Annotated in this window: 20 protein-coding genes and 1 pseudogene; 11 read left to right on the top strand and 10 right to left on the bottom strand. The window is 63.1% G+C overall.

Annotated features, from left to right (window positions below; genetic code table 11):
* The first annotated feature begins 180 nt into the window (after window positions 1-180).
* From QRN53_RS21190 to QRN53_RS21180, 3 genes and pseudogenes are all read left to right on the top strand, one after another.
* Window positions 181-1,334 (top strand): annotated as a pseudogene (locus QRN53_RS21190) (IS3 family transposase).
* Between the two features lie 399 nt (window positions 1,335-1,733).
* Window positions 1,734-2,612 (top strand): hypothetical protein, encoded by an 879-nt coding sequence (locus tag QRN53_RS21185; RefSeq protein ID WP_285245780.1) that lies wholly within the window; start codon window positions 1,734-1,736, stop codon window positions 2,610-2,612.
* 113 nt (window positions 2,613-2,725) lie between these two features.
* Entirely contained in the window at window positions 2,726-2,899 is a 174-nt protein-coding gene (locus QRN53_RS21180) for a CsbD family protein (RefSeq protein WP_285245779.1), read from the top strand.
* 156 nt (window positions 2,900-3,055) lie between these two features.
* On the opposite strand, the gene QRN53_RS21175 is transcribed toward QRN53_RS21180, so the two are convergent.
* Complete coding sequence (locus QRN53_RS21175; RefSeq protein WP_285245778.1) at window positions 3,056-3,886, bottom strand: SGNH/GDSL hydrolase family protein; 831 nt, start codon at window positions 3,884-3,886, stop codon at window positions 3,056-3,058.
* A 155-nt stretch (window positions 3,887-4,041) separates the two neighbouring features.
* Here QRN53_RS21175 and QRN53_RS21170 point away from each other — a divergent pair, with 155 nt between their 5' ends.
* On the top strand, window positions 4,042-4,644 hold the full coding sequence (locus tag QRN53_RS21170) for a hypothetical protein (RefSeq protein ID WP_285245777.1): 603 nt from the start codon (window positions 4,042-4,044) through the stop codon (window positions 4,642-4,644).
* Window positions 4,645-4,781: 137 nt separating this feature from the next.
* Here QRN53_RS21170 and QRN53_RS21165 read toward each other — a convergent pair whose 3' ends face one another.
* Complete coding sequence (locus tag QRN53_RS21165; protein ID WP_285245776.1) at window positions 4,782-5,066, bottom strand: hypothetical protein; 285 nt, start codon at window positions 5,064-5,066, stop codon at window positions 4,782-4,784.
* Window positions 5,067-5,232: 166 nt separating this feature from the next.
* Between QRN53_RS21165 and QRN53_RS21160 the strand changes: the two genes are divergently transcribed.
* Both QRN53_RS21160 and QRN53_RS21155 read left to right on the top strand, forming a co-directional pair.
* Entirely contained in the window at window positions 5,233-5,604 is a 372-nt protein-coding gene (locus QRN53_RS21160) for a sec-independent translocase (RefSeq protein ID WP_285245775.1), read from the top strand.
* Between the two features lie 95 nt (window positions 5,605-5,699).
* Window positions 5,700-6,374 carry a DUF1345 domain-containing protein gene (locus tag QRN53_RS21155; protein ID WP_285245774.1) on the top strand — a complete coding sequence of 225 codons (675 nt, stop codon included), beginning with the start codon at window positions 5,700-5,702 and terminating at the stop codon, window positions 6,372-6,374.
* A 47-nt stretch (window positions 6,375-6,421) separates the two neighbouring features.
* On the opposite strand, the gene QRN53_RS21150 is transcribed toward QRN53_RS21155, so the two are convergent.
* Entirely contained in the window at window positions 6,422-7,510 is a 1,089-nt protein-coding gene (locus QRN53_RS21150) for a YihY/virulence factor BrkB family protein (protein ID WP_285245773.1), read from the bottom strand.
* A 99-nt stretch (window positions 7,511-7,609) separates the two neighbouring features.
* Window positions 7,610-8,455, bottom strand: coding sequence for a phosphatase PAP2 family protein (locus QRN53_RS21145; RefSeq protein WP_285245781.1), 846 nt, complete (start codon window positions 8,453-8,455; stop codon window positions 7,610-7,612).
* A gap of 293 nt (window positions 8,456-8,748) precedes the next feature.
* On the opposite strand from QRN53_RS21145, the gene QRN53_RS21140 reads away from it, so the two are divergent.
* From QRN53_RS21140 to QRN53_RS21130, 3 genes are all read left to right on the top strand, one after another.
* A complete protein-coding gene (locus QRN53_RS21140; protein ID WP_285245772.1) occupies window positions 8,749-9,480 on the top strand; it encodes a VIT1/CCC1 transporter family protein in 732 nt (243 codons plus the stop codon).
* A 177-nt stretch (window positions 9,481-9,657) separates the two neighbouring features.
* Window positions 9,658-9,840, top strand: coding sequence for a hypothetical protein (locus QRN53_RS21135; RefSeq protein WP_285245771.1), 183 nt, complete (start codon window positions 9,658-9,660; stop codon window positions 9,838-9,840).
* 402 nt (window positions 9,841-10,242) lie between these two features.
* The gene (locus tag QRN53_RS21130) at window positions 10,243-10,464 is read left to right on the top strand and encodes a hypothetical protein (protein WP_285245770.1); all 222 of its coding nucleotides are present in this window, start codon (window positions 10,243-10,245) and stop codon (window positions 10,462-10,464) included.
* A gap of 171 nt (window positions 10,465-10,635) precedes the next feature.
* Here QRN53_RS21130 and QRN53_RS21125 read toward each other — a convergent pair whose 3' ends face one another.
* From QRN53_RS21125 to QRN53_RS21115, 3 genes are all read right to left on the bottom strand, one after another.
* Complete coding sequence (locus tag QRN53_RS21125; protein WP_285245769.1) at window positions 10,636-11,268, bottom strand: hypothetical protein; 633 nt, start codon at window positions 11,266-11,268, stop codon at window positions 10,636-10,638.
* A 184-nt stretch (window positions 11,269-11,452) separates the two neighbouring features.
* Window positions 11,453-12,166, bottom strand: coding sequence for an energy-coupling factor transporter transmembrane component T (locus tag QRN53_RS21120; protein WP_285245768.1), 714 nt, complete (start codon window positions 12,164-12,166; stop codon window positions 11,453-11,455).
* Between the two features lie 80 nt (window positions 12,167-12,246).
* A complete protein-coding gene (locus tag QRN53_RS21115) occupies window positions 12,247-13,992 on the bottom strand; it encodes an ABC transporter ATP-binding protein (protein WP_285245767.1) in 1,746 nt (581 codons plus the stop codon).
* 711 nt (window positions 13,993-14,703) lie between these two features.
* On the opposite strand from QRN53_RS21115, the gene QRN53_RS21110 reads away from it, so the two are divergent.
* A complete protein-coding gene (locus QRN53_RS21110; RefSeq protein ID WP_285245766.1) occupies window positions 14,704-15,690 on the top strand; it encodes an alkaline phosphatase family protein in 987 nt (328 codons plus the stop codon).
* 7 nt (window positions 15,691-15,697) lie between these two features.
* On the opposite strand, the gene QRN53_RS21105 is transcribed toward QRN53_RS21110, so the two are convergent.
* A complete protein-coding gene (locus QRN53_RS21105; RefSeq protein WP_285245765.1) occupies window positions 15,698-16,468 on the bottom strand; it encodes a phosphatase PAP2 family protein in 771 nt (256 codons plus the stop codon).
* 227 nt (window positions 16,469-16,695) lie between these two features.
* A complete protein-coding gene (locus QRN53_RS21100) occupies window positions 16,696-17,994 on the bottom strand; it encodes a S1C family serine protease (RefSeq protein ID WP_285245764.1) in 1,299 nt (432 codons plus the stop codon).
* Window positions 17,995-18,301: 307 nt separating this feature from the next.
* Here QRN53_RS21100 and QRN53_RS21095 point away from each other — a divergent pair, with 307 nt between their 5' ends.
* Window positions 18,302-18,769 (top strand): hypothetical protein, encoded by a 468-nt coding sequence (locus QRN53_RS21095; protein ID WP_285245763.1) that lies wholly within the window; start codon window positions 18,302-18,304, stop codon window positions 18,767-18,769.
* Between the two features lie 69 nt (window positions 18,770-18,838).
* On the opposite strand, the gene QRN53_RS21090 is transcribed toward QRN53_RS21095, so the two are convergent.
* The gene (locus tag QRN53_RS21090; protein WP_285245762.1) at window positions 18,839-19,108 is read right to left on the bottom strand and encodes a hypothetical protein; all 270 of its coding nucleotides are present in this window, start codon (window positions 19,106-19,108) and stop codon (window positions 18,839-18,841) included.
* Between the last annotated feature and the right edge of the window lie 62 nt (window positions 19,109-19,170).

Below are 19,170 nucleotides of genomic sequence, written 5' to 3'. Positions count from 1 at the left end.
GGCATCGGAGGCACAACCCCCATCAGCCGCGTTCACAACCTCAGTGGGAATTACACCTAGGCCGCTTCCTGAATCAGACGGCCGGGACTGCCCCGGGTTTTGTTGACTCCTTGACCTGCCCCAGGGATTGGTTACCCGAAGTGGTTTGAGTTTTTGGCTCTCGCTGAGAGGCTTTCAGACATGCCAAGACCCTATCCACCGGAATTCCGCGCACGGGCTGTCGCCCTGGTCCGGGCCGGCAAACCCATCAGCCGAGTGGCCACCGAGCTGGGCATCAGCGAGTGCGGCCTGCACAACTGGGTCCGTCAGGACCAGATTGACCGCGGCGAACGGCCAGGACTGACGACGCCGGAGAGCACCGAGCTGTCCAAAGCCAGGAAGCTGATCCGTCAGCTGGAAACGGAAGTCGAGATCCTCAAGCGTGCAGCAAAGCTGCTCGGTGAGGGCCGGCCCGACCCAAAAGAATCCACCCGGTGATCGGAGAACTTACCGGTGCCGGGTTCCCCGCGAAGGTCTGCTGCCGGCTTCTTGGCGTGAGCAGTCCCGGCTACTACAAGTACCGGAAGAGGCCGCTGTCACCGACACGGATGCGCCGGCAATGGCTGACCGGGCTCATCCGGGAAGTCCACACCGCCAGCCGCGGCACCTACGGCTCCCGCCGGATCCATGCCGAACTGACCCGGGGCATGGACGTCACCGTCAGCGAGCATCTGGTCGCGGAGCTGATGAGCGTGGCCGGAATTGCCGGCCTTCCCGGGCCGGCGAAGGTCAAACGCCTGCGGGGCATCGCCACCAGCGATGACCTGGTGCACCGTAAATTCCACCGCCTGTCGCCGAACGAGCTCTGGGTCACGGACATCACCGAGCATCCGACGAGGGAGGGCAAGGTTTATTGCTGCGCCGTGATGGACACCTTCAGTCGCCGGATCGTTGGTTGGTCGATCGACAGCAGCCAGGACTCCGCCCTGGTCGTCAATGCCCTGGACATGGCCATTAGAAACCGGCGCCCTGGTCCCGGCGGAATCGTCCATGCCGACCACGGCGTCCAGTCCACATCCTGGGCATTTACCAACAAGATCCGTTCCGCCGGCCTGATGCCTTCGTTCGGGACGATCGGGGACGGGTATGACAACGCGATGATGGAATCCTTTTGGTCCAGCATGCAGATCGAGCTGTTGAACAGGAAACGCTGGAAAACCCGCACCGATCTGGCCAACGCGATCTTCGACTACATCGAGATCTTTTACAACCGTCAACGCCGCCATTCCGGGATCGACTATCGGACTACGATCAAGCACGAGCTACACTGCCAGAACCCATCCCAAACAGCCTGAAACTCATTCTTCACGGGATAACTAATCCCTGGGGCAGGTCATGGAGTCAACAAAAGCAGGGGCAGTCCCGACGAAGGCACCATCAGGATTGCTCGCACTTCGAACGCGATAGAGACGGCTCGATTCTCGGCCCGGCACCGTATCGGGCGTCGGATGAGCAGATGCGGACCCTCCCCCCGTGCCAGACATGCTCCGAAATGTCGACTGGCTCAACCTCCCCGGGCCGTGAGTGGGGTGGCCGGAGGGGGGGACGTCTGCCTGTCGTGTTTCATGGAAAGGCCCTTGACCGGCGCCTGCCCCAACTGCGGAGACGACTGACTTACCAGCGCAGCAGATGACGGCAGCAACCGGGAAAGAGTCGTGGCGCGGCGTAACCGCAGATCAGGACGGGGGAATTCGGTGGGGGTAGGTTCTTGGCTTCGTGGAGCCATCGGGGGAAAGAGCACTGCACCACCGGCGGCTCAAGACCCGTCGACGCCCCGGCCACCCAGGTCCCTGACCCTCTCGATCGGCTACAGCCCGTGTGTTGAGGTTGCAGGCACGACCACGTTCGCCGCGGACGCCGTTGCCGCCCTGGCCGACCGCCAGGGCTTGGGGGCGCGGGGATACCTCGAGGGCCAGGCACAACTGCAGCGCGACCCGACGAATCCGGTCAATCAGCAGGCAGTGGCCGTCCTTGTTGATGGTGAGCAGGTAGGGTGCCTGCCCTCATACGCCCTTCAGGACGTGCACCTCCCGGTTGGAGTAAGTCATCCGGTCCCCTATCAGCTGCACATCCTGCGTGAGCAGCGGCTGCTGGCCAAGGCGTACGTCTGGCTTGGTGACGGCGCGCCGGTGTGGGAACACACCGCGGATGCCCCGCCGGCCCTGACCTCCCGGGAACGCATCAACGACTCACATGCCCAGAAGACTGCCATGTTGCATGAGGCTTTGCAGGAGGGTGGCACCCGGGCTGCCCGGTTCCGAAGCGGAATGGTCGACGGTGTCCATTACCTGGAGCTCGTGGAGCCCATCAAGCAGCTCAAACGTGACGGCCGGCTCGCAGAAGCTCTGGTCCTTTGCTACAACGCCATCGAGGCCGCCGAAGGGGCATCTCGCGGCGGGGTGCCGGCACCGTGGTACACCGAACAGGCCGCCATCATCCACCGGAAACTGGGCCAGAAGGCCGAAGAGATCGCCGTGCTGAAACGTTGGCGGGAGGCATGTCCCGCCTCCCTCCGCGTCGGCAGCAGGATTGGGGAGCGCCTCGCCAAGCTGGCCAGGCCGACAGGGGCCTGACAGCGGCACCCCTGCCGCCAGGTAGAGACCCGGGCTTGCAATCCCGATCCTAAGCATGCTTAGTATGGGTGCAGCCGAATGCGAACGGCTGCAGAACCCGAGGAGGAAACACCATGGGATTGGGCGACGAGATTGAAAACGCTGCCGAGAAGGCAGGCGGAAAGGCCGAGGAGACGGCCGGCGCGGCAACGGGCGATGAGAGCCTGCGGACCGAAGGCCACGCTGACCAGGCCAAGGGCGACATCAAGCAGGCTGGCGAAAAGGTCAAGGACGCCTTCAAGGGCTGACCGGTATCACGGGAAGGGCGCGCTCAGCGAACGGGGCGCGACTTTTTCGTGCCCGGAAATTGGCGCCGGCTGAGTCCGCTCCCGCTTCAGGTTAGCGCGCCGGAGAGGATTTTTTCGGCGTGCCGCTCTCGGTTCCCAAGAAGCACCGGTATATGCCTACGATCGCTTCGTGGCCTCGGCGACGGGGGACACAGGGTGTGACGAGGTTGGTTGCGACTTCGGAAGCGATGGCGTGGTGCGCCCTTTCAACGTTGTCACTAGCCCCTTTATTTTTTGTTCCAGGAATTCCTGTCCCTGGCTGCTCGGGTGTTCGTTGTCAGGACCCAAAAGCGGAGAGTCCGGGTGGGGTATCCATCGCTCCGCAACAGGGTCAACAAAGTCTATGCCTGCCTCGTGGGCAGCTACCCGCTCCTGATCACGGATCATCTTAATATCCGATTGAACGGAATCGAAAGCAGTGAGCGGGCCGATCATGATGCGGGTTGCATGAGGGGCCAATTTATTGCTTGCCTGAAGTGCGTCCGTGATCGCCGATTTCAGCTCCCCGGGGTCCTGGCCTGCATCGTTGTCCGAGCCGAAGAAGACGACGATGTCCGTCGAGGCGTCAATCGTGGCATTTATCTGTGAACCGAAGGCCCCTCCATCATCACCGACGGCAATATAGCCAGCCCCGTCCTGTGCAGCGTTGATGACCTCCACGGGGTGCCGCTGCCGCTGTGAACGCAAGTCCTGCTCCAACAGCCGGGGCCATGCTTCCTCCGGTGCGGTCCCGTACCCCGTGCTGAGAGAATCACCGATGATCACGATGCGTTCGGGCGCCAGCTGCCCGGGGACCTGCGACATCGTCGGTAACGGCAGATTCTGCTGCTGACGCGCAGGAGCCGCAGCGTGGCCGCCGGTGCCGACGCAGCCAGTAAGGGCTACGGCGAGAGTCGATGCACCAAGCACAACCGCCGAGATGCAGCGTCTGCTGAACCCGGAGGTCATCGCCGTTCCCGAACTGGGCCCTGACCGCATCGCTGTGACATGCCGTCCAGAATAGACGGAATCCATTCAAAACAGCGGCCCTCGGACTGCAAAACGGGGAAGCATGTGAACCGTTCACCCGCGGCCGGGTCAGGAATTTCCCGTGTCGGAGTGGTATGACTGCCGGTGGGGTTCAGCGGAAAGCGGCAGGAAAGAGGATTGGTATGTTTCGGAGCTGGCTGATCGTGGCCGTACTGCTCGTGTTTTTTGGAGCTGCTGCCGTGTCGGCAGCTGGTTCCGGCTTCCGGGCCAAGGGCGTCTACGCGCGGATGGATTCAGTTGCGGCGGTTGCTTTGGCTTTGGCCATGACTGCGGTAGGGCTGGGCTGGGCCCCGATAGCGGCGGGACAGCTTGAAATGACGCTCGCACTTGTACTGGCGTGGTTCGTGGCAAGCATAGGGTTCCGCGCCCGCGCCCAGGCGGGCAGGGGTCGGCTGCGTGCCCTTTACGGCGCCGTGGTGACTTTATTGGCTGTCTGTGTGCTGTTTTCGGCCGCCCGCGGCGGTGGATCGGCAACAGATCATCCCGTGCATCAGCTGGCCGCCGTCCTGGGTTACGCGATCGGGTGCTTGGTTATGGTCTTCGCCGCGACCGGCTGGCTGCTGGCTACATTCGCACACCCGCCACGCAACAGCCAAAACGCGTTGCCGCGGCTAACAGGTATCCGTGAAGCACTGATGGCGGCTGGTCTAGCTGTCGCGTTGTACGCCGTTTCCTAGGCCCCGAACCGGCCCGGCTGTCGAATCAGCCGAGACCGGAGTCCATGGCAGTTACGCGGAGTCGCCGCCTGGGGCCCAATCCAGGCTTTGAATCTGCGATCCGGGGCCCGCAATCGCCGCAGGGGTGTTGAAATGAGTCAAGCCGTCACGGTGAACGATTCCACGGTTCTGTGCGTAATACGGCCCGAGGCGAGCCTGAATTCGACGCAGACGTAGACCCTCACACCTTCAGGCAGAATCGATCCGAAGTCCCCGGCCCGACTGCGTTCCGTGGCGTAAGTCACGACCTGCTCGCGGGTACTGAACTCCGGCGAGGACCCGTACGGACCGGCATCAACGGTATAGAACACCCGCTGCACCACGGCCCCGGCAAGTTCATGGGATGGGTCGCTCGCCTCGTCCAGGACCTGTTCTGCGCTCACTGCTTCAGTCGATTCGTCACCACTCACACTTTACGGCTTGTTCCGGTCCGACCCTGACCAGTTCTCCGGGTTCCCCCGGTCGCCCTTTGGCGTGGCCCTATGGCCCATGCTGTCTACCGGCCCGCTACGGCGAGTACGGCATCTCCGGCGGCCGTACGATGATGATGTGTTCGGTATCGACGCGGAAAAACTCTTTGTCCTTCTCATAATCGGTGTCCTTGTGCTGGGCCCCGATAAACTGCCGGAGTACGCGGCCAAGCTCGCAACTCTGATTCGGGAAGTTCGGCGGATGGCTGCCGGGGCCCAGGAACAGTTGCGCGAGGAACTGGGCCCGGGCTTCGAGGACGTGGACTGGAATAGATTCGATCCGCGGCAGTACGACCCACGCAGAATCATCCGCGACGCACTCACTGACGAACCAGGCTCCGAGCCCAGTAGCCTCGGGAGGAGTTCCGCTCCCGCTGCCGCTTCACGGACCGCCGCGGCCGGGCGCTTGGACGCTGGCCAACAAGCCCCCTTTGATTCTGAAGCGACATAGGCGAAGGTCGCCCGGATAGGTTCCGGCGCCAATGCACCCCTCAAAGTTTCCCGGGGTTGCCCGCGTAGAAATGACGACCTGTCATCATGGGTGTCATGAAAACAGTCGCCACTTCCCGGGACAACCGACACGACTTCGACTCAACGTCGCATCATTCCCGCCTGAGACTGGTTGTGATGCTCGTCGTCGGGTTGGTTACCGCCGTGCTGATCGGAACGCTGAAGAGCTGGGCCTACGCACCCGCGATCGGGTGGGCCGCCGCGTCAGTGACCTACCTGATCTGGGTATGGGTTGTGATTGGGCATCTCGACTCCGCCGACACGGCAGCGCACGCCCGCAGGGAGGACCCCGGCCGCGGATATTCTGATGTGCTCGTGCTGGCGGCAACCATTGCAAGCTTCGCCGGCGTGGGCTTAATCCTGATTGACGCGTCCAACGCCCAGGGCGGGACGAAGGCAGCCATCGTGGCGATGGCCCTGGGCAGCGTCGCCCTGTCCTGGTTCCTCGTGCACACCCTCTTCGCCCTGCGCTACGCGTCCATCTACTACAGGGACCAGGCCGGTGTGGACTTCAACGAATCCACACCTCCCCGATACCTGGACTTCGCTTACCTGTCCTTTACCGTCGGCATGACCTTCCAGGTTTCGGACACCGACCTGAAAACCCACGCGATCCGCGGCACCGTCCTCCGCCAGGCCCTGCTGTCCTACCTCCTGGGTGCCATCGTGCTGGCAACAACCATCAACCTCGTATCCGGTCTCATCCACTAGTCTGGGCACGTGTCGCCAGAGGCAATGCCCGTGCCAGCGAGGGTTTGTTAGTGAGACCGCGGGGTTCCGTCGGGGTCCTGCTCACCGTATTCTTCGCGGAGGGAACAGCCTTTGGCGACCTCGTCCTGCTCCTTTTCGTGAAGCTTGTCGCTTCGCTTCGTATCGCGTGGGGGCAGTTGGATCCACTCCTCGGCTTTGATGCCGCCCTGAAGTTCGCGCGCGCGTTCAAGCTCCGAATCCAACTCGGCGCCGAACAGCAACGACATGTTCAAGATCCAGGCCCACAGCAGGAGCACTATTCCTCCGCCGATGGTGCCGTATGTTTTGTCGTAGTTGCTGAAGTTGGCCACGTAAAGGGCGAAGACGAGCGAAATCAGGGCAAAGACGACCAGGCTGACCAGTGAGCCCACGCTGATCCAGCGGAATTTTGGTTGTTTGACGTTGGGTGTGACGTAGTACAGGATCGCTATCACGACGATGAGCAGCCCGACAATCACAGGCCATTTAGCGATGTTCCAGACCACCAGTCCGGCATCTCCTATGCCGATTGCCTTGCCGGCGGCCTCGGCTATCGGGCCGGAGACCACCAGCATGAGTGCCACGACAGCTACCAGAAACACAGCCACCAGCGTCACGGCAATCATGGTGGGACGCAGCTTCCACACCGGACGCCCTTCGTCGATCTCATAAATCCGGTTCATGGCCCTGCCAAAGGCTCCCACGTAGCCGGAGGCGGATACCAGAGCCACGACAACCCCGGCGATCAGGGCGAACCCCGCGGACGGGGCGTGGGTGAGCTGCTGGATGGGATCCTTGATGATGTCCACGGAGCCGGGCGCGACCTTCCGAACAACTCCCAGCAGGGCCGAAGCTGTCTCCTCTCCCTGCCCTATGAGCCCCAGTAACGAGACCAGGATCAGCAACGCCGGGAACACCGAGAGCACCGAGTGGTAGGTCAAAGCCGCAGCAAGGTCCGGGCACTGGTCTTTGCCGAATTCCCGCATCGCCCGTTTGATGCTGTAACTCCAGAATTGCCTTTTGAGCTGGGGCGGAGCCTCGGGTTTCCGGTCGTCGTCCGGGGGCGGGGTCGAATGCGCTTTAGCAGAGGTGGTGTTCCGCCTCCGATCAGATGCCATGGGTCCCGTCCTCAAAGATCAGGAGCATCCGGCGTTCAACAGGAGGCAGCCGGAGAGCCCAACAGCACGGAGCCACGGACCGGCCCCGACGACGCTGCCTCATCTGCTGCCACCCGCCGTGCGTGCTTCTGTCTTTCTGGCGGTGAGGTAAAGCCGGTGGGCGGTAATGACCAAGGTCAGCCACGCGGCGCCGAGCGTCCACGCTGCCAGCACATCCGAGAGCCAATGATGCCCCAAGAACACCCGACTCAGCCCGATAGTCAAGGCGAACAAGGCTGCGACCGTAACCGTGACGACACGGGTCCGGCGCGAACGGGCACGAAGGATGATCACGTAGGCGACGATCCCGGCGATCACGAACGAATTCAGCGAATGCCCGCTGGGAAATGACGGCGAATACTCATACGGAGGGACAGCATCGCTGAGCGGGGGCCGGGCGCGCCCAATCAACTGCTTTCCGGCAATGGTCATAAATAAAGAGCCGGCGGCGGCCGTCACGATGAGAATCACCGGGGTCCAGAAGCGGCGCCGAACGGCTAACCAGGTGGTCGCAATCAGGCCAAGGATGGGCATCCCGATAGTCCCGCCCACATCCGTGTACGCCGTCACAGCGGCGTCCACCGCCGGGCTGCGTAGGCTTATGGCTGCATCAAGGACCGGGTGGTCCAGTCCCGCCACACCATCGGCGTCCGTCACCGCCTCGTACACCGACCCCGTAGCAAAAGCCAGCAAAGAAGCGAAACCGATTCCTACGGCCAGGATCAGGATCAGTGCGCCATGCGGGCCAAGACGGACGCTCAGACGCTGGGCGCGCGAAGCCAACCACCTCCCCGCCGGGCTCTTCCAGCGGGCTAGATCCGTACCACCGACGAACCGGTCATCGGTGAGCTCCCCCTTGACTCCTGCCGAGGCGTCGCCTGGCGTATCTTGCCGGGAAACATCCATCACCTTCCACCCTTCCAACGACTTTCACGATTAATAAGCAAGCTTATGTTCATGTTGGATGACGGAGCAGTAACGCCTCGCACCTCCACACGCGCAGCAGGAGAACAAGGGCCACCACGAGGTCCGTGGACACAACCTCCGTGCGTCTTACCTCTCCACAACACTGGGAGCCGTCCGACCGTTGCTCGGCCACTGCAACGGGACCGCATCTGAGGATGTTAGTTGAGGTTTACCTTCCGTAGGCAATGCTTTCCTTCGTGGCGGTGCGGCCGTCTGGATGATTGTTTGGTGTCATGGCAAACCTAACTTCTGTTGACGTACATGCTGAGGCCGAGGCGCAGGGCAACGACCTCAATTCCCGGCTGAACTGGCTGCGCGCCGGCGTTCTGGGGGCCAACGACGGAATCGTCTCCGTCGCCGCTATTGTCGTCGGCGTCGCCAGCGTGACCACTGCACAGGGACCCATCCTCACCGCCGGAATGGCCGGGCTCGTCGGGGGCGCAGTATCGATGGCCTTAGGCGAGTACGTCTCGGTCAGCAGCCAAAGCGACAGCCAACGCGCGGTCATCACGCGCAAACGCCGGGCCCTCGCCGAGCGGCCCCGGGACATGCTGGCCGAACTGGCCAGTGCTTACCGTCGCCAGGGACTCACTGAGGCGACCGCACGCAGGGTTGCCGAAGAACTGACTGCACAAAACGCGCTCCAAGCGCACCTGTCCGTTGATCTGCGTGCCGACGAAGATGAAATCGTCAACCCATGGCATGCAGCGTTCGCTTCAGCCGTGAGCTTCACCCTCGGCGCGATCCTGCCTTTGCTGGCCATACTCCTGCCGCCGGAAGCGTGGCGGATCCCGGTTACTTTCCTCGCCGTGCTCCTGGCCTTGGCGATCACCGGCGCGGTGGGAGCCCACCTGGGCGGCGCATCACGTGGCAGGGCCGCACTGCGCGTTGTGATCGGTGGCGCCGTAGCCCTTGCCTTCACATTTGTCGTAGGCCAGTTGCTCGGAGCGGCCGGAATCGGCTGACGTCTAATCATCGGGAGTAATGCCGCGGCTCACCGTCACGTGTTGCACTTGGGCGCCGTGAACCGAACTTCACGAAGGGTGGTACCGCGGTACTGAGATGCCGTCCACTCCCCCGTACGACGATCTACCCGGCAGCAGTGTGCATATCCAAGCAATCTCAGAGAAAGGGTGAAAACGTTGCAGCTCACAACGCGCATCCTCTCCGCGAGAGATGGATGGTTCGAATTGGAGGTCCTTGAGCTCCCCGAGCTACTCGCCTACGCGAAAGCCTTCGATGAGATCCCCCAGGCGGTACGGTCCGCGGCGGCTGTATGCACCGGTCGGCCGGTGGATGATTTTGACGTGGTCGAGGCCCTGTAGGCGGAGCCGGGCTGGGATTGTCGCTAAAGATTGCCGTTGGTGTGAGACCTGGCCTCGCCGGTCGGGACGCATCAGTATCCGGTTCGGGGCTTGGTGAAACCTTCGACAACCTTGATGCTTCCTTGAGGGGAAATGGCCGGGACCGGCACTTGAAGGGGAGAAGATAGGAGCCGTCGTGTAGCAGAACGCGACGTCCCTGGATCTGATGTGGCTGATGCTCGCTGATCTCAGGATTCAGGCAGATGCCTTGAGCCCCGCCGCCGGATTTTCCCGGCGGTGGGGCTTTCCTGTGCCGGCCGCCTGCAGTCTTTTCGGTGCTCGGGGTCGGCACCCACATAATGAAATCCGGCCTGACCAGCCAAAACTTGACGGGACATTTAGCTGAAAAGGATGGGGGACCCTGTGGCACCGGAGTTGGATACCTACCTGTTTCCCTTGGTATCCGACGGCGCCTGCCCCGCCGGCACCTTCGAGCTGGACTTTGCCTCCGGCCGAATGTCCTGGACCGACGGGCTGTACGAGAACCACGGCTTCAAACGCGGACAAATCGTCCCTAACTTCAGCCTTCTGCTGGCCCATCTACACCCTGACGACCGGGGGCTGCTTCACAAACTGCTAATGTAACTGTCGCAAAAGGGCGGTCAGGCCGCCCTGCTCCACAGAGTCATCGACAGAAAGGGACGTCAGCGGCAGGTCTTTTGCTCCGTGCAGGCCGACCAGCTGGCCGAAGGCGTGGCGGGACGGTAGATAGCAGCTGGCGTTCTCTTGGCGGATAACTTCCCGTGGGGCGCGAGCCTATGTTTCCCACCACAGAGCGTCGTCGTCCCGCCGTTGGTCCGCGGCGGCTGCCGTGACCCGGTCCGTCAGGTGGGCCCACGGGGTCGGACCACCGGAAAGCTGCCGGACTTTGGCTATGCCCAGGCTCTTCTGGCCGGTGGCGGCCAAAACGCTGCGAGGCACGACGTGGAATTCCCACTGGGAGACGTTCAGCTGGTCGTACTTGGCGTGGTCGGTCTCCGTGTGGGCGCAGAAAACGTAGACCATCGCGTTGAAGCGCCGTCCCGCCGGGTCCATCCCGTCCCCCGGTGCACGGGGATGGGAGCGGATCCCCTGCAGCCCTGAAAACGACAAGGCACTGATTTTCTTCTGTTCCCAGGACTGCAGGTATGCCGATGATTTGATTTCGACAGTGATGTCGCCGAAGAGCAGATCATAGGAGTCCCACTCGATTCGCTTCAGATCTCCGATCCCGAGCGCCTTGCCGACGAGGAACTCAGCCAAGTACCCGCGGGCGTTGTTCATCCGCAGGTCGCCGAGGGCGAACTGCCAGAAGTCCTGGACAGTCGTATCGGGTATCCCGGTGAACTTCTCACGGCCAGACAGACTAAGAGACGGGGGTGGCACCAGCCACTGGGTCTCCTCTGCCATGGAGGGAGCATACATTCCTAACGGCCGCGGAGGAAGGACCTACGGCGCGGGCGGCGTTTGTGCTAACCGGGCAGCGTGAAGAAGCTGGCCGGGTCGTCGGCGCCCAGCAGGTCGTGGTGGAAGGTGATGGCGTCGAGCGAATCGCCGTCTGCTCTGGCACTGACGTGTATCCGGCGGCCGGAGGTCAGGCCGGATTGAGCCCGACGGTCGTTGCGACGACGACGAGGATGCAGAGGGTTGAGACACCACACAAAGTCCACCAATCTGTTCTCTTTAGTGGCAGTGTCTGGGGCCGGGTCGTTGGGAGTCCGCCGCGGATGGTGATGGCTTGGCCTAATTCGGCGGCGCGACGGATTGACACTGCGGTCGTCACGGTGAGGAGATCGACCACATCTACTATTACTCCGGTGCCGGCCCGCCACGCCGGGGCCGGTGGGGTGCGGCGGAGGCGTCTGGCGGCCAGCATTATCCGGAACTCCTCGAGCAGCAAGGGAAAACTTCGCAGGCACAGTCCTAAAACGAGTGCCCATTCGTCTACGGGGACCTTGACCGTACGCAGCGGGCTGGCGAGCCGGGCTACGGCTGGTGCGATCTGGGCTACGGGGGTGGTCCACGCGACGATGGACCCACAGGCGAGCAGGATCCCGGTGATGAGCATGCTCTGCAGATAAAGGCTGATGCCGTGACCCAGGTATGACGTGGCTGCTCCTACGGCGAGGAGAACCCAGGCCCATCCCGGAAGACGGGGAATCGCGGAAGTCGGGACGCGTGCGGCGCGGGACGCGGCCAGGACCAGGCCGGTCCCTGCAGCCGTGGCTGTCCAGCCCGGGCAAGCAAGCATGACGATGGTGATCAGCAGCAGGCAGGCCAGTTTGGTTTCCGCGGCCAAGTCATGCACCGTTGTCCGGCCTGGTAGTTGTCGAAGCAGGACCTCTCCGATGGCCGGTCCCCGGGGACGGCCGCGACCGCCGCCGGCCTTCACCGTGCCTGCCTCTGGGAGACCCGTTCACCCAGGTCGATCCGGCGTGGACAGGCGTCCCATAGATCCTCCAGGTCATGGGAGATCACGATCAGCGACATGCTGTCACGGTTGCGCAGCAGGGACAGTGTTTGCCCGAGATGGCGTCTGCTGCTGAGGTCCAGGCCGGCGAGTGGCTCGTCAAGGACAAGCACCCTGGGTTTCGCAGCGATCAGCCCTGCCAGGGCAACGCGGCGGAGTTGCCCACCGGATAACGCCTCGATACTGCGCGTGGCCAACCCGGCAGGTAATCCGACCGTGTGCAGGGCCCCTTCTACGAACGCCCGATCGTCGGTTGTGGGCCCTGCCTTGGGGTGGACGTGCCGACCGGCGGCCGCGAGGATGTCCAGGCCCACCGTGGGGCGTTGGACCTGCAGCCGCGAATGCTGAAACGCCAGAGCCACCGCTCCCTGCTGTTGAACCACCGGGCGCCCGTCCAGGAGACAAACACCGCGTTCGGGCCGCAACAGCCCTGCCAGAATCCACGCCAACGTCGATTTCCCGGAACCGTTCTCTCCCGTGATGGCCAGCCCTTCCCCCTCCCCGAGTTCGAAGCTGAGCGGCCGCAGGGCCTCGTGCGACCAGGGGGTCCCGGGCGCATAGGTGTGGCCCACATCCTGTAGTTCCAACACCGGGGCTCTGCCTGTCGCCTCCGGAGCGACAACGTGGGACGCGCTGCCGCTACCTGGGTGGGCCTCAGAATGGGTGACTGGAGAATCCGGGCCGGGCGCTGCAATCCTGCCGTTCACCAGGTGGATAACCCGGTCCGCCCGGGACGCCTCGACACCGGAATGACTGACGTGCAATACCGTGACGGGGAATTTCCGGGGCAGCTGCGCCAGGAGCTCGAGCAGGCTCCCTCTTCCCTCCGCGTCGATCATGGCGGTGGATTCGTCTGAGATCAGCAACGCAGGCTTGCGGACCAAGGCCGAGGCTATGGCCAGGCGCTGTAATTGCCCCCCGGACAGGGCTGAGGTGGGCCGCTGTTCCATCCCGGCCAAACCGACGGCGGCCAGCACCGTGGCCGTGTCCGGGACGAATCCGTCTGGAAGGCCCCATGCCAGGTCCTCCGCGACATTGATCCCCAGCACCTGGGCCTCCGGTCTCTGCAGGATCAGCGCGGTGCCGCCGACGGCGCCGATGCCGGGCGCTCCTGGACGCATCACCGAACCCGCGGTCGGGACTGCTCCGGCCAGAACCCGGACGAGCGTGGACTTCCCGGATCCGTTGGCCCCGGTCAAGACAATGAACTCCCGCTCCCCGACCGTCAGGCTGACTCCCTTCAGCGCATCGGTCCCGGCTCCCGGGTACCGGTACCGAACGTCGAACAGTTCCAAAAGGAGCGGTCCCGGTGTGCTCGGGGAAAGGTCCTGATCCTGTACTTCCAGCGGGTCTTCGACCCTCACCCAATCGACTCGTGCCAGGACCATGGTCAGCAGTTTCCACACCGTGAGCATGCCGACCGGCATGAACGCGGTGACACCCATGGCGACCGACAACGGCCACGAGCCAAGGACGGTATCAAGCAGTGATTTCGCCTGCTCTGCCAGAACCCGGGCCACGGGAACCGTGTCCACGGCAGAGGCCGCACCGGCCGCCGCACTGCGCAGGGAGCCAAAGGCCAGCTCCCTAGCTGGGGCAAGAACCCACAGCACAAAATCGGCCACCATCCCGCAGGCAGGACCGATCACGAAGGCCAAGGCCAACACCGTCTTCCAGCCCCGACCGCGCCGACTCACGGACCCCACGACCCCGCCCATCACCGAACACGCAATGATCGCTGCTCCCGCGCCCACCCCACCGACCACAAAAGCCACCACGGACCCAGCCGCTGCGCCAGCAATGATCGACCTGCCACGATGCCTCTGAGCCAACACGGCAAGCGGAACGGCTGCCAACAATTCCAAAATTCCCGCCCTGGGCAGCAGCGACCCCACGACCACTACTGAAGCGGCGGCCGACGCAAGAACAGCGGCGCTACCCACCTCGATAGGCTTCAGCCGGCCCTTCATACCCCGCTCATAGCCCACCCACCGAGTATCTCCTGCGCGGCTCCAAAGATCCTGAATGGCGTCCGTCGTCCTTTCGGTGGGAAGGGATGAGGAGATCACAGGGAGGGTGCATCGGGCGTTGAGGCCTCTCGGTCCCCACTCGTCCCCGCTTCAGGGGGAACTCCCAGACGATTCCCGGGTGGCTGCCTAAGTCGCTGTGCGACAGTTTCGGGATCGGCAAGCCCTGTATCCCAGCCACCAGGAGCGCCCATGAAGACCTTCCAGATGTCCCGGGCAGCACGATCGTCCAGGAGACGGCCGCAATGGCATCTGCCGGGAGTGTTCCTGGTGCTGGCCCTTTTGACGGTGGCGGCAGCAGGGTGCGCACCCTCCCCATCCCCATCCGCGGTCGCTATACCGTCGACCGTGGTGACCCCAGCCGCGCGGGCAGGGACGCCGGGGCACGTTTTTGTCATCAACCTTGAAAACAAGGGCTACGACCAAGTGTGGGGAGTGAACTCCCCGGCACCCTACCTGTCCAGGACGCTGCGACAGCAAGGGACGCTTCTCACCGATTACTACGGAATCGCCCATAATTCCCTGCCAAACTATCTGGCTCAGATTTCCGGGCAGCCACCCAACAGTCGCACCGATCAGGACTGCCCGGCCTACACCCAGTTCACGCCATCAGGCACCGACGCCCAGGGGAGATTGCAGGGTGAGGGGTGCGTTTTCCCGGACAACGTCCCCACCGTCGCCGGCCAGCTCACCGACGCCGGCAAAACCTGGAAAGGCTACATGGAAGACATGTCCACCCCGTGCCAGCACCCGCTCCTTGGGAGCCCTGACGAAAACCAGAAGGCCACCGCCGGCGACCAGTACGCGACCCGTCATGACCCTTTCGTCTATTTCCGCTCCATCACCTCCACTGCCGGATGCGCCGCCAACGACGTCAACTTTTCCGCTCTTCAGCAGGACCTGAAATCTGTCGCGACTACCCCGAACCTGTCCTACATCTCACCGAACCTCTGCCATGACGGACACGACAGCCCCTGCGCCGACGGTTCCCCCGGCGGCCTGGGAACCGCTGATGAGTGGCTGCACAATGAGGTCCCGGGGATCCTGGCGTCCCCCGCGTTCCAAAAGGACGGGATGCTCGTGGTCACCTTCGACGAAACCGACGCCGGCACCGTTGGCCCCTCAACCGGTGTGACAGGAGGAACAGGCGGAGGGAAAGTCGGAGCCCTTGTCCTCTCCCCGTTCACTGCTGCCGGCGCCACCTCAGACCGCCCCTACAACCACTACAGCCTGCTAGCCAGCATCGAGGACTTCTTCTCCCTCCCCCGCCTCGCCGGTGCCGCAGAACCCGGCGTAAACGCCTTCAGCAGCGATGTCTACCAAGCCGGACAATAGGCAATTCCTAGTCCGGCGGAGGTACCGTCGCTGAATCCTCCGGGTTGTGTTCCCTCGCCTCTCGTCCGCGCCCCCTGATCTGAAGCGCCCGTATTGGACGGGTGCCAGGAAGTGCCGGCCCCAGCAAGCGGTTCCACAACGGCAGCACAACAAGAACCCCGGCTGCGGTAATGAAGACCGATCCAATCACGTCGCTGAGGTAGTGAACGCCGAGGTACATCCGGGAGAACCCTACAAGGGCTACGAAAAGCGCGCCCCCCGCCAGGGCAATTGCCCGTTGGACCTTGCTCTCGGTGAGCACAAGAATGACCGCAAGGGCCAAGGAGACAGCGAAGGCGGTATGCCCGGAAGGAAAGCTGTTGTTGCCCGTTTCAATAATCATGGGGTCAGTGACATCAGCAGGCGGGCGTGGCCTGCCCACCAGCACTTTCGCTGAGGTCGCCGCCAGCCATCCCCCGATGATGACCAAGGCGAAGGCCAACGATTGGACAGGGCGGCGTCTAAAAAAGGCCAGATAGAGGCAGATGAGAACTACCAAGGTTGTTGACCCAACAGGTCCGAAACCGTAGTGGATGGCCTCGCTCAGAGCAAGAAGGACGGTGTCCCTGCCCCGGCTCAGGGCGGCGTCAATACCGAGCTCGGGGACCGATGGCCCCGACGATTTTATGAAATCTCCTGCCACCACCGTGGCCACGAACAGCACGGCACCAGCCGCGGCCCACCGCCAGGAACGCAACGCTGGGAATATTTCTCCCCTGTCGTTGTACGAGGCTGCCACAGAACTCCCACTCAACTGCTCGAATACGCTACAAAATCCTAAGTGACGACATACCCCGGAAGCATGCGGCCAAACCTTCAAAACTACTAACCAGCCACAGGGCAGGACGCACCGCTACGTGTTCCCATGGACGAACGTATGGCCCCTCGGAGAAGACCTGCGCGCATCCGTCACCGCACCAAGAGCGATTCTATTTCCGACTGATAAACGGTTACCTTACTGCGTGATCAGGTTTTTGGCGCCGTTCCGAGCTTCACATCCATTTGCTGATCCCGGCCGCCGCGGAGCAGGGTAATCCTGACGGAAGCGCCGCCGGGCTGGTCCCGGACCGCGGCGGTCAGCTGATCGGCATCCTGGATAGAGCGCCCGTTTATGCCGGTGATGATGTCACCTTTTTGGATGCCGGCGGCCTCGGCAGCGGACCCGCTGGTGACCGTAGTGACCTCGGCACCGACGTTGAATTGCGAACCGGCTTCGGCCGGGTGGGACGTCACGGCCGCCCCCAGCTGGCCGTGGGTTGCGGATCCGTTGGCGATAATCTCTTGAACGATACGTTTGGCGTTGTTGATCTCGATCGCGAACCCGACACCGATGCTGCCGGACTGGCTTCCGGCAGTCGTGGCACCGGCAGAGGCGATGGCAACATTCACACCAATGACTTCGCCCCGCGCGTTCAGCAGAGGGCCTCCCGAGTTTCCCGGGTTCACAGCTGCGTCAGTTTGCAGGACGTCAAGACTGATGTCCGCCTGCGCGGCCGGGGAACTTCCACCCACGCCGTTGGGCGGAGCGAACCGGTAGCGCCTGCCGTTGTTTCCATTCGAGCTTCCCGGTGCCTGCGGGGCGGACGAGGCGATACTGATGCTCCTGCCCAGAGCCGAGATGATCCCGTTAGTCACCGTGTCCTGAAGGCCCAATGGCGCCCCGATCGCAATGGCCGTGTCACCGACATTGACTTTCGATGAATCCCCCAGGACAGCCGGGACCAGATTTGGCGCGTCAATCTTCACCACGGCCAGATCCGAAAGCGGATCAATTCCCACGATCGTTCCCGGGTAAACACTGCCGTCACTGGTGCGGACATCAATCGACGCGGCGGCACTCTGCCCGTCAAGTGTCACGACGTGTGTGTTGGTCAAGATGTGACCTTGGCTGTCCAAGACAATCCCGGAGCCCGTCCCGGCGGCCGCAGTTGAGGAGGCAGAAATGGTCACCACCCCGGGCGTCGCCTTCTGCGCCACAGCAGTGATCGAAGCGGGGCCGTCCGTACTGTTCACAGTGATCTGGGTAGGAGCCGCCGGGCCGGAGGCAACAACAGCCCCACCACCTGCGGGTTGGGCACGGGACTCGACCCCTGCGGCACCACCAAGCAGCCCGGCAGCAACCACGGAACCGATCAGGACCGGAACACCGAACCTCTTCGCCCCCGGCCCAACCCACGCGCCCCGCCCATAAGGAGAAGCCGCTCCCCCTCGGCTGCCCTTGGCCACACCCCAGCGTCCTGGCGTGTCACGGTCATGGTCGATCATCAGAAGCCCCTAGCTCGTTGTTACACCCATTCTCCGCACATGAGTTGACTGTTGGATGAGAGGAAGCTGTGCAACCGCTGTGCTTGATGTTGAACGAGCCACGACGAATTAGTTGGACGGGGTCGGCCAGGGCGGGCCGGAGCTGGAGTGGCCACGACATCAGCGGGTCGACCCGCCCATCCAGTATTCCAGCGAGCTCCTCCCCGACCAACCTCTGGACACGGCATCCCTCCAAGCGCATGCTATTGCTGTCCGCAGTGGTCACGGCCGCAGGACCCTAGTATCGGCGAGAAAGCTGGCGCAGATCATGAGTGAAACACCGGACGTCCGGCAGCGACTGTCCACCCGGATCGATGAAAAGCAGCAGGCCCTCCGTGCATACCTGGCCAAGGAACGACCCCGACGGAACAGGCTCTCTACAATCAGCATCATCGGCAGCGCCGTCGCTGCCCTGCTAACTGCCGGTCCTGCAGCTGGCGGTAGTGGATTCAGTAACGCCGTGGCGGACATCTTCTCGCTCGGCGACGACTCAGTCGTGTGGCGGGTGCTGTGCCTGCTCGCAATGATTTTCTCCGTCGCCGCGGCCCTTGCCACCACTTTCGCCACATCCCGCGCGGTCGCAGACAAAGTCAGCGCCGCGGAAACCTGCGCCGTCCAGCTCGCGGGCCTCTCTGTCTCATTGGACATCGGCCGCGTCGACATCGACGATGCGGTGAAGCTCTACCAGCAATACACAGGGCTGGTCTCGTTCGTGGAGGACACAGCAAGCCGATAAGGCACTGCCTGGACTCTGCATTGGCCAGCTGCGGTCCCCCTCCTGCTCCGGCGAGGCTACAACGTCAATTCAGGAGGACAGCGTGAAGCAGCTTTTCGGGTCATCGGCGCCCAGCAACTCGTGATGAAACGCGATGGCATCCACGGGCCGCGTATCCACGAACAGTACGGCCACCTGCCGGGAGTGGACGATAGTGTGCCGGTTGGGGCCGTCCACCCAGGAGTGGATCCCGGTGAACTCCTCGACGAAGAACCCGTCACCAACCAGGCCCCGATCCTCAAGCAGGGTGTAGACAAGATTCCAGGAGAGTGCTCGACAATCGTCATGAGCCAAACTCATCGGACACCTAGATGAGTAAGTCCTATTGCGTAGGACGGGTGAGAAGCCTTTTAAAGTAAAGC

This window comes from Pseudarthrobacter sp. fls2-241-R2A-127, from assembly GCF_030209355.1.
GTDB lineage: Bacteria > Actinomycetota > Actinomycetes > Actinomycetales > Micrococcaceae > Arthrobacter.
Note: the sequence above shows the minus strand (reverse complement) of the source record. Positions and strands in the feature narration are given on the sequence as shown.

Bases quoted from the DNA above. Each gene is read 5' to 3' on its own strand.
- QRN53_RS21180 (WP_285245779.1), top strand. From the start codon at position 2,726: ATGGGATTGGGCGACGAGATTGAAAACGCTGCCGAGAAGGCAGGCGGA.
- QRN53_RS21175 (WP_285245778.1), bottom strand. From the start codon at position 3,886: ATGACCTCCGGGTTCAGCAGACGCTGCATCTCGGCGGTTGTGCTTGGT.
- QRN53_RS21170 (WP_285245777.1), top strand. From the start codon at position 4,042: ATGACTGCCGGTGGGGTTCAGCGGAAAGCGGCAGGAAAGAGGATTGGT.
- QRN53_RS21155 (WP_285245774.1), top strand. From the start codon at position 5,700: ATGAAAACAGTCGCCACTTCCCGGGACAACCGACACGACTTCGACTCA.
- QRN53_RS21150 (WP_285245773.1), bottom strand. From the start codon at position 7,510: ATGGCATCTGATCGGAGGCGGAACACCACCTCTGCTAAAGCGCATTCG.
- QRN53_RS21145 (WP_285245781.1), bottom strand. From the start codon at position 8,455: ATGGATGTTTCCCGGCAAGATACGCCAGGCGACGCCTCGGCAGGAGTC.
- QRN53_RS21140 (WP_285245772.1), top strand. From the start codon at position 8,749: ATGGCAAACCTAACTTCTGTTGACGTACATGCTGAGGCCGAGGCGCAG.
- QRN53_RS21125 (WP_285245769.1), bottom strand. From the start codon at position 11,268: ATGGCAGAGGAGACCCAGTGGCTGGTGCCACCCCCGTCTCTTAGTCTG.
- QRN53_RS21100 (WP_285245764.1), bottom strand. From the start codon at position 17,994: ATGATCGACCATGACCGTGACACGCCAGGACGCTGGGGTGTGGCCAAG.
- QRN53_RS21095 (WP_285245763.1), top strand. From the start codon at position 18,302: ATGAGTGAAACACCGGACGTCCGGCAGCGACTGTCCACCCGGATCGAT.
- QRN53_RS21090 (WP_285245762.1), bottom strand. From the start codon at position 19,108: ATGAGTTTGGCTCATGACGATTGTCGAGCACTCTCCTGGAATCTTGTC.